This is a genomic window from Dokdonella sp., assembly GCF_036518555.1.
In the GTDB taxonomy this organism is placed as follows: domain Bacteria; phylum Pseudomonadota; class Gammaproteobacteria; order Xanthomonadales; family Rhodanobacteraceae; genus Dokdonella_A.
This window is the reverse complement of record NZ_DATDMY010000126.1, coordinates 1-14139: the sequence shown is the minus strand read 5'-3', so window position 1 is coordinate 14139 and position 14139 is coordinate 1. Positions and strand designations below refer to the sequence as shown.

The window sequence follows — 14139 nt, the reverse complement described above, 5'->3', positions numbered from 1 at the left end:
ACCGGCGGCTACACGCTCGTCGACTTCGGCGCGACGGCGACCGCGTACGGCCTCGCGATCGCACCCGACGGCAAGATCGTGCTCGGCGGCGTCGTCGACGGCGGCCCCTCGACGGGCGAGGACTTCGCGGTCGCACGGCTCGATCGCGACGGCCATCCCGACACGGGCTTCAGTTTCGATGGCAAGACTGCAGTCGCCGTCGGCGCAGGCGCCGCGACCGACACCGGGTTCAGTACGATCGTGCAGGCGGACGGCAAGATCGTGCTCCTCGGCAGCGGCCCGGACACCGGCGTCAATGGCGACGATAGCGACATGGAGCTCGTGCGCTTCAACCTCGACGGCACGCTCGACACGTCGTTCAGCGGCGACGGCAAGGCGTTCATCAACTTCGACGCCGGCGGCACGAACAACGATCGCGCTCTCGACGGCGTGCAGCTCGCCAACGGCAAGCTCATCATCGTCGGCAACGCCGAGGTCGCGGGGCAAGGCACGGACTTCGCGGTCACGCGCCTCAATGCGGACGGCAGCCGCGATACGAGCTTCGACGGCGACGGCCGCCTTACGTTCCATTTCGACCTCGACCCGACCTTCAAGGACGAGACCGCCTCGAGCGTCGCGATCGACGCGAGCGGCAACATCCTCGTCGCGGGCATCGCAGCCCACGGCAGCACGAGCAACTTCGACTATGCGATCGCGCGCCTCACGCCGACCGGCGCACTCGACCCGAACTTCGGCGGCGACGGCCGCGTCACGATCGCGTTCGACATCGCCGGCAACTTCGACGACGAAGCACTCGAGCTGTCGATCGGCCCCGACGGCGCGATCTACATCACCGGGGTCGCGACCGACAACGGCTACGACTTCGCCGCGGTCAAGCTGCTGCCAGACGGCACGCCGGATCCGTCCTTCGGCAACGGCGGCAAGGCCACGGTCCCGTTCGACCTCGGCGCGACCAACAACGACATCGCATACGGCGCCGCGTTGCAGCCGGACGGCAAGCTCGTTTTCGTCGGATTCGCCTCGATCACGGACGACAATTCCGACATCGCGCTCGCGCGCCTGGGCACCGACGGCCAGCTCGATCCGACGTTCGGCTACGCGGGCAAGCAGGTGATCCCGCTCGACCTCGGCGGCTCCCTGTTCGATGCGGGCGTGCGGGGCCGCATCGACGGCGGCCATCTCGTGATCAGCGGCGTGACGACGGGAGTCGGCAACTACACGCAGTTCCTCGCCGCGCGTATCGTGATCGACACGATCTTCGACAACGGCTTCGACGCGCCGCTCTGACGACGACACCCGATGCCGGCGGCGCGAAGGCGCCGCGGGAGCGCCCTGTGCGCGGCGTCGAACCGCGGCGCACCATCGAGGCGCGCCGCGGCATTGACCCGCGCCGCGTCATCGGTCGCCCACAGGCTGGGCTCCTGCAGGAGACGGCGCGGCTCGCCCGCATCCCTTGCAATCCGCTGCGGTCGGGCGGGCCGTGGCGGCACTCCGCGGACCGCTGACTTTCGGCGGCCGACCTGCGACCATCGGACCTTCGTGCCGCGCCTGCGGCCCACTGGGGTGTTTGCATGACCGACCATTCCTCCATCCGCCGCGACGTCGGGCCGTTCGCGCTGATGCTCACCGGCCTCGGTTCGATCATCGGCTCGGGCTGGCTGTTCGGTGCCTGGAAAGCCGCCGGTCTCGCCGGCCCCGGGGCGATCTGGGCCTGGGTCATCGGCGCCGCCGTGATCACGACGATCGCGCTGACTTACGCCGAACTCGGCGCGATGTTTCCCGAATCGGGTGGCATGGTCCGCTACAGCCACTACTCGCACGGCTCGCTCGTCGGCTTCATCGGCGCGTGGGCGAACTGGATCGCGATCGTCTCGGTGATCCCGGTCGAGGCCGAGGCGTCGGTGCAGTACATGGCATCGTGGCCGTGGGAATGGGCGCAGTGGACGCAGGACCTCTACGTGCACACGCCAGGCGCCGCGCACGGCGAACTCACCGTGCCCGGCTTGTGCATCGCAGCCGTACTCGTGATCGTCTATTTCCTGCTCAACTTCTGGAGCGTGAAGCTGTTCGCGCACTCGAACACCGCGATCACGGTGTTCAAGCTCGTCGTGCCCGCGGCGACCGGCGTCGCACTCATCGCGAGCGGCTTCCACACGGACAACTTCTCGGTCGGCATCCATCCGGGTTCGGAGCACACGATCGACTGGGCCGCGGTGCTCACCGCGGTCGCGACCGCGGGCATCGTGTTCAGCTACAACGGCTTCCAGAGTCCGGTGAACCTCGCGGGCGAGGCGCGCAATCCCGGCAAGAGCATTCCGTTCGCGGTGCTCGGCTCGATCGCGCTCGCGACCGTCGTCTACCTCATCCTGCAGGTCGCCTACATCGGCGCGGTGCCACCCGAGCTGCTCGCGAAGACCGGCTGGAGCGGCATCGACTTCCGCTCGCCGTTCGCCCAGCTCGCCTTGCTCGTCAACCTCAACTGGCTCGCGATCCTGCTCTACGTCGACGCATTCGTGAGCCCGAGCGGCACCGGCATCACCTACACGGCGACGACCGCGCGCATGATCTACGGCATGGAGCGCAACGGCACGATGCCGAAGATCCTCGGTCGCCTGCATCCGGTTTGGGGCGTGCCGCGCCCGGCGATGTGGTTCAACCTGCTCGTCTCGTACGTGTTCCTGTTCTTCTTCCGCGGCTGGGGCACGCTCGCCGCAGTGATCTCGGTCGCGACGATCATCTCGTACATGACCGGCCCGGTCAGCGCGATGAGTCTGCGCCGTACCGCGCCGGACCTGCACCGTCCGTTCCGCCTGTCCGCCCTGCCCGTGCTCGCCGCGCTCGCGTTCGTGTTCGCAACCGAGCTGCTGTACTGGGCGAAGTGGCCGCTGACCGGCGAGATCATCCTGCTCATGGTGGTCGCGCTGCCGGTCTACTTCTACTACCAGGCGCAGTCGGGCTGGCGCGACTTCAGGCGCCAGCTCGACGGCGCCTGGTGGCTGATCGCCTACCTGCCCGTGGTCGCACTCATCTCGTGGGGCGGCAGCGAGCGCTTCGGCGGCAAGGGCTACCTGCCGTACGGCTGGGATCTCGTTGTCGTAGCCGCGGTCGGATTTGCGTTCTACGTCTGGGGCGTGCGATCGGGGTGGCGCACGCCGGCGGTGGAAGCAGCGCACGGCAACGTGCCGGCCGACTAGCCGCGACTCGATCGCGTCCGATCCGGCATCCTCCAGAGGGGAGACATCGACATGCAAGTCCGCACTCGCGATGCGCTCAGCGCGTCCGTCCTCGCCGCGACATTGGCGACCAGCGCGATCGCCGCCGAGGGCGATCTCGACCCGACCTTCGGCGCGAGCGGCTTTCGCCTCGCCGGCATCCTCGACGGTTCCGCCGGCGTCATCGCGGGCATGGCCGTGCAGCCCGACGGCAAGATACTCATCTGCGAAACCGAAGGCGATACGGCGATAGACTTCTTCGTCGCGCGCTTCACCGCCGATGGCGCGGTCGACACGAGCTTCAGCTTCGACGGCCACACGACCGTCGATTTCAACGGCGGTTCCGACGCCTGCAGCGGCCTCGCCGTGCAGCCCGACGGCAAGATCGTGGTCGTGGGCACGACGACGCCGGAGCAGAGCACGAATTCGGACTTCGCGATCGCGCGGCTCAACAGCGACGGCACGCTCGACATGGCGGGCTTCGGCAACGGCACGGGCAAGGCCGTGGTCGGCTTCGACCTCGGTGGCAACAACTCGGACAACGCGCAGGCTCTCGCGTTGCGCGCGGATGGGCGCATCGTCGTCGCCGGTGCCGCGCGCACCGTGTCGAACGGCCAGGACTTCGCGATCCTGCAACTCAATACGGACGGCTCGCGCGACACCGGCTTCAACCTCACGGGCCGCGTGACGGTCGGCTTCGATCTCGCCGGCAGCACGACCAAGGACGATCAGGCGACGCAGGTCGCGATCGATGCCGGCGGGCGCATCGTCGTTGCCGGCGCAGCCGACAGGGGCAATCCCGGCGGCAGCGACATGGCGGTGCTGCGCCTGCTGCCGACCGGCCTGCCCGATCCCGATTTCAATGCCGACGGCCGCGCGACGCTCGCATTCGACCTCGGCGGGCCGAACGGGAGCAACAGCGATCAAGTCGTCGGCATGAAGATCGACCGCGAGGAACGCATCGTGCTCACCGGCTCGGTCGATTCGAGCACGACCTCCCGTACCGACCCGCAGACGGCGAATGGCGATGTCGCGGTCGCGCGCATGCTGCCCGACGGCTCGCCCGATGCGACGTTCGGCATCGGCGGCAAGACCGTCGTCGCGTTCGACCTTGCGCCGAACGGAACGGACTACGGCATCGCCATCCTCGAGCAAGGCAACGGGCGTCTCTACATCGCGGGCACTTCGATCGGCCTGCAGGCACCGCCCGCATACGAATACGCGACACTGATCCGCCTGCAACCGGACGGCACGCCCGACCCGAGCTTCGGCGTCGTCGGCAAGCGCCTCTACGACTTCGAACAGAGCATGCCTTCCGGGCAGCTGTTCAACGGCATCGCGGCGCAGGGCGAGAAGGTCGTACTCGGCGGCGCGCTCAACGCGGTCGACCTCAATCACATCGACTTCGTGGTCGCGCGGATCACCGACGACCTCATCTTCGCCGATTCGCTCGAGTAGGCGATCCGGTCGCGCACGGGGTGCTCCTACCGGGTGAGTGAGCGCTCCGTGGAGGCGGCGTCAGCCGCGATGCGCGTCCGCCTTCGGTCGTAGGGCGGTTCAAGCCGCGCAGCGGCGGAACCGCCTCGACCCTGCAAGATCGCCGCATCGCGCACGCCCTGGCGGCTCCGGCCTTCGGCCTCGAGCCGCCCTACGGCCGTCCGCATCGCGGACGTTGTAGGAGCCCACCCTCTGGGCGATCGCAGCGTTGCCGCCTAGTCTACAGTCCGCGGTCGCGCACACGGTGCGCTCCTGCAGGCGCATCTTGGCGCCGATCGCACATCGCTGTTACGGGACCGGCGATGTCGCGAACGTCAGCCGCGCAGGAACGCGGCGAGTGCTTCGCCGTCGAACGGCCAGTCGAGTTCGCGCCCGTCGCGCTCGTCGCGGAGCACGGGCACGCGCGCGCCATAGCGCTGTTCGAGCGCGGCGTCGTCGTCGATCCATACGCTGGCGAATTCCGGCGCGCGCACGGCCGCGAGCAGCGCGAGCGCGTGGTCGCACAACGCGCAATCGTCGCGCTGGTAGAGGACGAAATGCATCGTGTCGGACTCCCGTGCCGGTCGGCGCTGCGCCGTCGTTGCAGTGTAGCGGACGTGCGCGCGCCGCCTCGCATGGCGTGGGGTCGGAGTACACTGCACGTTTTCCATCCCCGTCATCGCCATGGCCGTCAGCGTCTTCGACCTCTTCAAGATCGGCATCGGGCCGTCGTCCTCGCACACGGTCGGTCCGATGCGCGCGGCCGCGCGCTTCGTCGAACGTTGGCTCGTCGAAGGCGGCCACCTCGCGCGGACCACGCGCGTGCGCGCGGAGGTATTCGGCTCGCTCGCGCTGACCGGGCGCGGCCACGGCACGGACAAGGCCGTGCTCATGGGGCTGGAAGGCCACTGGCCGAACGAGATCGACCCCGACCTCATCCCGTCCGCGCTCGAGCGCATCCGCAAGAGCAAGCGCATCCGCCTGCACGGCGCGCACGAGATCGCGTTCGACGAGAAGTCCGATCTCATCATGAACAAGCGGCAGAAGCTGCCGTTCCATACCAACGGCATGCGTTTCGCCGCCTACGACGCCGACGGCGAGATGATCGCGACGCGCGACTACTACTCGGTCGGCGGCGGCTTCGTCGTCAACCAGGACGAGGCCGCGGAAGATCGCATCGTCGCCGACGATACGCCGCTCGCCCATCCGTTCCACTCGGGCGACGAGCTGCTGCGTCGGTGCGAGGAGAGCCGCCTCACGATCGCCGAGCTCATGTACGCGAACGAACTCGCCTGGCGCACGCGCGAGCAGATCGACGCCGGCCTCGACGAGATCTGGCGTGCGATGCAGGCCTGCGTCGCCCGCGGCATCCGCGAAGCCGGCACCCTGCCCGGCGGCCTGCACGTCGCGCGCCGCGCACCCGCGCTGTACGCGGAGCTGTCGTCCAAGCCCGAGGCGGCGATGCGCGATCCGCTCACCACGCTCGACTGGGTCAACCTGTATGCGCTTGCGGTCAACGAGGAGAACGCCGCGGGCGGGCGCGTCGTCACCGCGCCGACCAACGGCGCGGCCGGGATCATCCCGGCCGTACTGCACTACTACGACCGCTTCTGCCCCGGCGCGACGATCCAGGGCGTGCGCTGTTTCCTCATGACCGCGGCCGCGGTGGGCATCCTCTACAAGGAGAATGCGTCGATCTCCGGTGCCGAAGTCGGCTGCCAGGGCGAAGTCGGCGTCGCCTGCTCGATGGCTGCCGCCGGCCTTACCGCCGCGCTCGGCGGCACGCCGGGCCAGATCGAGAACGCGGCCGAAATCGGCATGGAGCACAACCTCGGTCTCACCTGCGACCCGATCGGCGGCCTCGTGCAGATTCCGTGCATCGAGCGCAACGCGATGGGCTCGGTCAAGGCGATCAACGCCTCGCGCATGGCGATGCGCGGCGACGGCAAGCACAAGGTGAGCCTCGACAAGGTCATCAGGACGATGCGCGACACCGGTCGCGACATGCAGGACAAGTACAAGGAAACGAGCCGCGGCGGCCTCGCGGTCAACGTGATCGAGTGCTGAACGCGGCGGGGTGACGGAACAGACGGAAGAAGAAGAGCCTGGAACACGGAGCACACAGAGCACACCGAGAACGAACGAAACACTCGATCTCGCTCATCGTGCCCGATCGTCCGCGGAATGATTCCTTGTCTTACTTCTCCGTGTGCTCCGTGTTCCAATCTTTCGCTTCCATCGCTGCCTGCGCATCGATCACGCGTGGCGCTTGAAGTACTGCACCTCGCGCTCGTGCTTCTCGGCCGCCGCACGCGTGCGGAACGTGCCGAGGTTGCGCCGCCTGCCCGTGCGCGGGTCGGGCTTGCGCGAATAGAGCCGGTACTCGCCGGATTTGAGCTTGCGGATCATGGCGACCTCCGAGACGGGGTGGCCCCGACACTAGGCGCGTGCGGCTGAGCCGCAGCTGTCCGTACGCCGCGGCTCAGGCACGCTCGATGGTCGCGACGAGCGGCAGGTGATCCGACGCGATCGAGGCGCTGCGGGTTCGATGTGCGTGCACGTGCGAGACGCGCAGCTGCGGCGAAACGTACACGCGGTCGAGCCGCGCGACCGGATACGGCGCCGGGAACGTCGGCGGCGCGGGCACGCGCCGAAGTCGACCTTCCAGCGACGCGAGGCATCCGTGCAGGCGCCATTCGTTGAAGTCGCCGAGCAGCACGGTCGATGCATCGTCGCGCTCGAGCAATGCGCCGAGGCGCTCGACCTGGCCGATGCGCTCTGCGCGCCGCAGCCCGAGATGGGTCGCGAGCACGCGCAGCGGCTCACCGTCCCATTCGACGCGCGCGTCGACCGCATTGCGCGGTTCGCGCCGTTCGATCGCGATGTCGTGCGCCTCGACCGAGACGATCGGCAGGCGGCAGAGCAGCGCATTGCCGAACAGGCGGCCGCGCTTGAGGAACGTCGGCATCACGACGAGCGTGGCGCCGGTCGCGCGCTCGAACAGCGCGGCGAGTTCGTCGATCGTGCCCCGGCGCGGCGAGAATTCCTGCAGCGCGACGACATCCGCGTCGAGTTCCGCGAGCACGCGCGCGATGCGCGCGGGCAGGCAGCGGCCGTCGACACCGACCGCCTCGTGCAGGTTCCACGTCGCGATGCGCATCAGCGATCGCCGTGCGCACGAAGGCGCGAGCGCGCGAGCCAACCGATCGCGACGATCGCGACGACGACGCCGAACAACGACAGCCACGCGAGCGGATGCGGATTGCGCAACGCGGCCTCCGCGCGGTCCGCGAACACCGCGTACAGCGCCACACCGGGCGCCATGCCGAGCGCGGTGCCGGCGACGTAGTCGGTGCGGCGCACGCGCAGCATGCCTGCGGCGAGGCTGACGACGCTGTACGGCGCGACCGGCACGAGTCGCACCGTCGCGACTGCGACGACCCCGTGCGCAACGATGCGCTTGCGCAGGCGCTGCCAGCGCGAATCGGCGAGCCGCGCCTGGAACCGCGCGGGCAGTGCGCGACCGGCCTCGTGCACCGCGACCGCACTGAGCAGCGCGCCGGCGAGCGCACACGGCGCACCGAGCGTCGGGCCGAGCACGACGATCGTGAGCGCGATGAGCAGGTTGACCGGGAATGCGACGAAGCCGCCGACGACGAACACGCCGAGCAGCAACGGTGCCGACCAGGCCGAACCGCCCCATGTGCGCGCGGTCGCGAGCAGGTCCGCCGCGGTCGATGCGGTTACGTGCGGTGCCAGGCGCCAGACCATGGCGGCCGCCGCGGCCATCGCGAGGGCGACGGCGACCGCGATCACGCGCTTGCGCATCGAACGGCGCGCATCGCCACGGATCGAGGATTCGGGCGGCTGCATCGTCATGGATCGCTACAGCAGTCCTTCGATCGGCAACACGCGCAGCACGCGCAGTTTCGCGCGCTGCCAGCGCGAGCTTCCCGGGTCATGGTCGAACTCGACGACCCGGCCGTCGTCCTTGCCGGTCCAATGCAAGTGGCCGCCGACGAGTCCGACGCGATACGCGTTATCGGGTTCGGTCGCGTGCGCGAAGAACTGCTCGATCGCATCGGCGAGGCCGGTGCTCTCGACGATCACGCCCATCTCGGTGTTGAGCGCGACCGAGCGCGGATCGAAGTTCATCGAACCGACGAACACGAGCCGATGATCGACCACCATCGCCTTCGCGTGCAGGCTCACCCCGGACGACGTGCCGTACGCGTGCTGGCCCGTGACGCCGCGCAGTCCCTTGAGTTCGTACAGCTCGACGCCGGCCTTCAGCAGGTCTTCGCGATACTTGCCGTAGCCCGCGTGGACTTCCGGTTCGTCCGTCGCCGATAGCGAGTTCGTCAGCACCTTGACCGAGGCGCCGCGCGCGACGAGGGCGGACAAGAGCGCGACGCCTTCGTCGCCGGGGATGAAGTACGGCGAGACGAGCAGCGCCTGCGACTGCGCCGCGTCGAGCACGCGCCGCAGCGCGGGCGCGATATGCCGGAGCTTGCGTTCGTCGACACCGGGCGCGGGATCGACCTTGTCGGGATCGTCGGCGGCGAGGTGTGCTTCGCCCCAGAACCATGCGCCCTTGCGCTCGGCGCTCGGGCCGTTCGGCAGGTCCTCCGCGACGACGTCGGCGTACTCGCTCTGCGTGAATGCGCGTGCGTCGCGCAGCAGGCGATCGCGCAGCGTCGCGAGGTTGGCGTCGCTGACTTCGTTGTCGCTGTAGGCGGTGACCGGAAACGCTGCGTCGCTGTTCCAGTAACGATCGAACATCGCCGCGACCTGTGGTACGACCGGCCCGATCGCGAGCACGTCGAGGTCGCGGAAGTGCACTTCGTCGCCCGCGTCGAAATAGGCGTCGCCGATGTTGCGCCCGCCGACGATCGCCTGCATGCCGTCGACGATGAACGACTTGTTGTGCATGCGACGGTTCAGGCGTGGCCCTTCGATGAGGAATTGGCCCGCTTTCGAGACGATCGAGCGCTGCCGGAAGCGGAACGGATTGAACAGGCGCACCTCGATGTTCGGATGCGCGTCCAACGCATCGAGCATGCGGTCTTCCTTCGAGATGTCGATGTCGTCGAGCAGGATGCGCACGCGCACGCCGCGGTCGGCGGCCGAGAGCAGGCGTTGCGCCATCAGCCGCCCGGTCGCGTCGTTCTTGAAGATGTAGTACTGCAGGTCGATCGAGTGGCGCGCGGCGTCGGCGAGCACGATGCGGCTCATGAGCGCGTTCGCATTGCCGAGCAGCGGCCGGAAGCCGGACTGGCCGGGGTGCGCGGCGACCTCGCTGGCGACATAGCGCGTCGACGCCGTGTCCGCGACCGCGGGCATCGCCGTCGACGACGGCCGCGGCGCATCGGTGCGCAGCGTCGCGCACGCGCCGAGCGCGGCGGCGAGCAACGCGAGGACGCAACCACGCAGGAACGGGGCAAGGGCACGACGCAGCATGCGCCATGATTGCATTGGGTGGCGTGAGCGCATTCTGAACGACGGCGCTGGTCGCCCGGTGGGTCGACGCCGGCGGCGATCCCGGCACCGCGCGCACGACGGCTGCGAACGCGCGGCCATCCCGGGCGCGCCGCTCGCCGCGTGGACCAAAAAAAAGAGGCGGGGTTTCCCCCGCCTCCGAAGGCGCAGTGCGACGGTCGTTTACTGGACCGTGATCGCCGCACCCGAGTTGTCGTACCACCAGCGGTTGACCGTCATCGGGAACCCGCTCGGCGACGTCGTCGTCACCTTCGCATAGCCGTAGCAGGTACCCGCCGGGCAAGCGAAGTGGAAGCCGAGGTTGCCAGCGGTCACGCCCGCGGCGAAGTTCGCCGCGGCGGCCGTCGCGGTCAGGCGGATGAACGTCGACGACGGACCCACGACGTCGCCCGGGCTCAGCACCGCGTACGTCGTCGTATCCACCGAAACGCCACCGTCGGTCGCATTCGGCCAGAACATGCTGAGCGGGCCTGCGTTCGAGTACGGGTTGAAGTTGAAGTTCGTTCCCGTGCAGCCCGACGTGCAGGACGCCTGCGTGGCCCAGTTCAGATACATGCCATCGAACGTGGCGGGGACGTTGAGGTCGAGCTGGCCGCTGTCGATGATGTTCGGGTTGCCGACCGGCGCCGTACCCGCGATCGCGATGTACAGGTGCAGGTCCGGCGACTGGCCGCCATTCTCGTGCAGCACGACCTCGGCGAACGCCGGGGTGGTCGTGTCCGACGTCGTCGCCGCATTGATCGTCAGCGCCTGCGTCGCCGCGGTGTTGCCGGCGCCGAAGTTGAACGTCGTCGGACTCACCGTCACGTTGAGCTCGACCGGGTTGACCACCGAAGCCGTCCAGCTCGACGCGGTCGCCAGCGTGTTGCGGAACGTGCGCGTGAAGCTGCAGCCGTCGTTGCACGCGAGGTTGCGCGCACTCGGGATGTTGAGCGTCTTCGGGTCGCCCGCCGTAGCCGGATCGGCGGCGAGGAAGTTCGCGTACGTCTCGTTCATCACGAGGCCGGTCTTCGCGGCCTTGGTCAGGTCGATGCGACCGCTGCCGACGTCATCCGGATCCCACGGCGTGGTGAGGTCTTCCTTGTGACCGTTGGTGACCGCGGTCAGCATCAGCGCCGACTTCACTTCCTGGTTGGTCCAGTCCGGATGCACGGCGCGCAGCAGCGCGCCCGCGCCGGCCGTGTGCGGCGAGGACATCGACGTGCCGCTGAGGTAGCCGTAATAGTGCTCGGTGCTGCCGTTGGTGACCGCGGCGTAGATGTTCACGCCCGGGCCGGTCACGTCCGGCTTGGTGACCGACGTCAGCGCGCTCGGTCCGCGCAGGCTGAAGCCCGCGAGCACGTCGCCCTGCTTCACGGCCGGATCGAAGTCGGCCACCGGCGGCGGCGGCACGATCGGTCCGTCGAAACCGTCGGCGAACACGACATCGCCGTCGCCGGCCATGAACGCGACGATCGCCTGGCCTTCCGACTGCAGGATGCTGTACGCGGGCAAGGTCGCGCCGCCGACATTCATGTTGATGACGCCCGCGGCGTTGTTGTAGATCACCGCGAGATCCGCGCCTGCACCGGCCGCGTTGTTGATCTTCTCCTCGAACGAGCACGTGCCGCGCGAGATCAGCGCGATCTGGCCGGTGAAGAAGCCCGCCGGGAAACCGCCCGACGCCGTACAACCGGTGGGATTCGCGGCGCTGTAGCCGACCGGCTTGCCGGTCGCCGGTGCGCCGAGGTTCGGACCCGAACCCGGGTTCAGCGAGATGTTCTGGATCTCCGGCGGCACGGTACCCGGGCCGGTGATCGAGAGCACGCCCGCACCCGCGACGTTGTTGTCGTGCGTGGACGCGGCGACCGTCGTCACCCACGGTCCGAGATGGTTGACCAGGCCGACCGGATCCGGCGTGGCGGCGCGCGTGTTGCCCGCCGAAGCCGCGACGAAGATGTCCGCGTTGACCGCGTCGAGGAACAGGCGGTCGGTGTCGTTCCACGGATCGGTGCCGCCCGAGATCGAGAAGTTGATGACGTCGACGCCGTCGGTGATCGCGTTCTCGATCGCCGCGTCGATCGCATCGCCTGCGCAGTTGGTGGTCGCGCAGACCTTGTACGTACGCACGCTCGCGCACGGCGCGACACCCGACATGTGCGTGTAGGGAGCCGGGATCACCGGTGGCGGCACCGCCGTGCTGTCGAGCGTATTGCCCGCCGCGGTGCTCGCGGTGTGCACGCCGTGGCCATTGTCGGGGTTCGCTTCCGGCGTGGTGCCCGTGCAGACGCCGGCCGCGCTCGTGAGGCAGTCCGCGGTGCTCAGCAGCTTGTGGTTGGACGGACCGAAGCCGCAGGCCGCATCGTCGGCGAACGACGGATGGGCGGCGAACGAGCCGGTATCGATGACGCCGACGACGACGCCCTGGCCGCGCGAACCGACGCCACCCGGCACGTTGCTGCCGTCCCAGATCGTATCCGCGCCGATGAATTCCGGGCCGCGGAAGGTCGTCGTGCGGTATTCGCCGGCGGCCTTCACGCTCTTCACGCCCGGCAGGTTCTTGACCTTGATCGCTTCGGCGAGGCTCAGTTCGGAAGAAATGCCGTTCATCGTGACCGCGTAGCTGTGCGGCACGCTGATCGTGCGGCCGAGCGCCGCGTTGATCGCATCGATGTGCGCGTTGCGCTGCGCCGACAGATAGCCGAGGTAGGCCGTCGAAGCGGCGGACTTCGCGTCGATCTTGCGCTTGCTGCCGTTCGGCGCGGTCGCGGCGTAGCCGTTGACGCCGCCCGCATAGTGCATTAGGCCTTCTTCGGTGAAGCGGATGATGTAGACCTTGCGCTCGGCGAGCGTCTGCCGCTCCTGCGCCGGGTCGGCGATCTTGTCGGTGGCGTGCCCCGCGGCGAACGCGATGTGCGCAGGCAGCGCGAGCGCACCGCCGACGAGGGCGAGGCTGACCGCGGAGGCCAGCGTCTTAAGGCGAAGCGAATTCCCCATTTTTGCTCTCCGGATTCGTACACGACTACAAAAGCGACCATCACGATCGACCGCAATCGCGATGCGATTCGCAAGGACACTCGATTGGATCGCCACCCCTTTGCTAATCCCCTCGTGGGCCTTCACGACCGTAGGGTGTTTGTCCCGGCAGCGGAGACTCCAACCGCAGAGACTACATCGACTTTCGTGGAAAACATTTGTGCAACGCAGCGAACGCGGATGGCGCAATGCTTGCATCGCCGACGCGCTGCCCGCTGGGGCCCCGCACGCGCGAAATCGCCGCGAATCGATCGCGCGGCGTGCGCGGGCGAGGGCCGCGACGACGTGGCTTGCCGCGCCGATCTCGCTGCTCCGCCGCAAGGCGGAGGGCGCACGCGCGTGGTGCGCCGATCAGGCGCCGAAGAAGCGCTGCACGTCCGCGAGCGAGCCCGTCCGCGGCAGCGCCGGCAGGCTCGCGAGGAAGAGGCGACCGTAGCCGCGCGTGGTCAGGCGCGGATCGCACAGCATGAGCACGCCGCGATCGTGCACGTCGCGGATCAGCCGCCCCGCCCCCTGGCGCAATGCGATCACCGCATTGGGCACCTGCCAGTCGGCGAACGGGTTGCCGCCGGCCTCGCGCAGCGCGTCGAGGCGCGCGACGAGCACGGGGTCGTCGGGCGCGGCGAACGGCAGCTTGTCGATGACGACGACGCTGAGCGCGTCGCCGGCGACGTCGACGCCTTCCCAGAAGCTCGCGGCGCCGAGCAGCACGCCGTTGCCCGAGGCGCGAAACGCATCGAGCAGCAGGTTGCGCGGCGCGGTGCCCTGCACGAACAACGGAAACGGCACGCGGACGGGCAGCAGTTCGGCCGCGCGGCGCAATGCACGATGCGAAGTGAACAGCAGGAATGCACGGCCCTTGGATGCCTCGAGCACGGGCACCGCGGCGTCGACGACGCGCTCGACGTAGTCCTCCGCGGCCGGGTCGGGCAAGCCT

At 68.8% G+C, this 14139-nt stretch carries 11 protein-coding genes; 4 read left to right on the top strand and 7 right to left on the bottom strand.

All coding sequences use genetic code 11. The annotated features are described in order from the left end of the window. The 3 genes from VI238_RS07535 to VI238_RS07525 all read left to right on the top strand — a co-directional run. The coding region (locus VI238_RS07535) for a hypothetical protein (RefSeq protein ID WP_331650062.1) at positions 1-1287 on the top strand (1287 nt) is incomplete at its 5' end. A 284-nt stretch (positions 1288-1571) separates the two neighbouring features. Further along, a complete protein-coding gene (locus VI238_RS07530) occupies positions 1572-3194 on the top strand; it encodes an APC family permease (protein WP_331650060.1) in 1623 nt (540 codons plus the stop codon). A gap of 51 nt (positions 3195-3245) precedes the next feature. Next, on the top strand, positions 3246-4670 hold the full coding sequence (locus tag VI238_RS07525) for a delta-60 repeat domain-containing protein (RefSeq protein WP_331650058.1): 1425 nt from the start codon (positions 3246-3248) through the stop codon (positions 4668-4670). A gap of 353 nt (positions 4671-5023) precedes the next feature. Here VI238_RS07525 and VI238_RS07520 read toward each other — a convergent pair whose 3' ends face one another. Beyond that, entirely contained in the window at positions 5024-5251 is a 228-nt protein-coding gene (locus VI238_RS07520; RefSeq protein ID WP_331650056.1) for a glutaredoxin family protein, read from the bottom strand. A gap of 121 nt (positions 5252-5372) precedes the next feature. On the opposite strand from VI238_RS07520, the gene VI238_RS07515 reads away from it, so the two are divergent. Beyond that, on the top strand, positions 5373-6755 hold the full coding sequence (locus VI238_RS07515; protein ID WP_331650055.1) for an L-serine ammonia-lyase: 1383 nt from the start codon (positions 5373-5375) through the stop codon (positions 6753-6755). A 189-nt stretch (positions 6756-6944) separates the two neighbouring features. Here VI238_RS07515 and VI238_RS07510 read toward each other — a convergent pair whose 3' ends face one another. The 6 genes from VI238_RS07510 to VI238_RS07485 form a co-directional block, all read right to left on the bottom strand. Further along, complete coding sequence (locus tag VI238_RS07510; RefSeq protein ID WP_331650054.1) at positions 6945-7097, bottom strand: hypothetical protein; 153 nt, start codon at positions 7095-7097, stop codon at positions 6945-6947. A gap of 73 nt (positions 7098-7170) precedes the next feature. Beyond that, positions 7171-7848, bottom strand: coding sequence for an endonuclease/exonuclease/phosphatase family protein (locus tag VI238_RS07505; protein ID WP_331650053.1), 678 nt, complete (start codon positions 7846-7848; stop codon positions 7171-7173). Then, positions 7848-8567 carry a TVP38/TMEM64 family protein gene (locus VI238_RS07500; RefSeq protein ID WP_331650051.1) on the bottom strand — a complete coding sequence of 240 codons (720 nt, stop codon included), beginning with the start codon at positions 8565-8567 and terminating at the stop codon, positions 7848-7850. The genes VI238_RS07505 and VI238_RS07500 overlap by 1 nt, the downstream gene beginning before the upstream one ends. Positions 8568-8573: 6 nt before the next feature. Next, positions 8574-10148, bottom strand: a complete 1575-nt coding sequence (locus tag VI238_RS07495) for a phospholipase D family protein (protein ID WP_331650050.1) — start codon at positions 10146-10148, stop codon at positions 8574-8576. Positions 10149-10349: 201 nt separating this feature from the next. Continuing rightward, positions 10350-13163: a S8 family serine peptidase gene (locus VI238_RS07490; protein WP_331650048.1), complete on the bottom strand. Its 2814-nt coding sequence runs from the start codon at positions 13161-13163 to the stop codon at positions 10350-10352. A 390-nt stretch (positions 13164-13553) separates the two neighbouring features. Continuing rightward, the coding region (locus tag VI238_RS07485) for an ATP-dependent DNA helicase (RefSeq protein ID WP_331650046.1) at positions 13554-14139 on the bottom strand (586 nt) is incomplete at its 5' end.

Excerpts from the sequence above, each read along its gene's own strand:
- VI238_RS07530 (WP_331650060.1), top strand. The coding sequence starts at position 1,572 with ATGACCGACCATTCCTCCATCCGCCGCGACGTCGGGCCGTTCGCGCTG.
- VI238_RS07525 (WP_331650058.1), top strand. The coding sequence starts at position 3,246 with ATGCAAGTCCGCACTCGCGATGCGCTCAGCGCGTCCGTCCTCGCCGCG.
- VI238_RS07520 (WP_331650056.1), bottom strand. The coding sequence starts at position 5,251 with ATGCATTTCGTCCTCTACCAGCGCGACGATTGCGCGTTGTGCGACCAC.
- VI238_RS07515 (WP_331650055.1), top strand. The coding sequence starts at position 5,373 with ATGGCCGTCAGCGTCTTCGACCTCTTCAAGATCGGCATCGGGCCGTCG.
- VI238_RS07510 (WP_331650054.1), bottom strand. The coding sequence starts at position 7,097 with ATGATCCGCAAGCTCAAATCCGGCGAGTACCGGCTCTATTCGCGCAAG.
- VI238_RS07505 (WP_331650053.1), bottom strand. The coding sequence starts at position 7,848 with ATGCGCATCGCGACGTGGAACCTGCACGAGGCGGTCGGTGTCGACGGC.
- VI238_RS07500 (WP_331650051.1), bottom strand. The coding sequence starts at position 8,567 with ATGACGATGCAGCCGCCCGAATCCTCGATCCGTGGCGATGCGCGCCGT.
- VI238_RS07495 (WP_331650050.1), bottom strand. The coding sequence starts at position 10,148 with ATGCTGCGTCGTGCCCTTGCCCCGTTCCTGCGTGGTTGCGTCCTCGCG.
- VI238_RS07490 (WP_331650048.1), bottom strand. The coding sequence starts at position 13,163 with ATGGGGAATTCGCTTCGCCTTAAGACGCTGGCCTCCGCGGTCAGCCTC.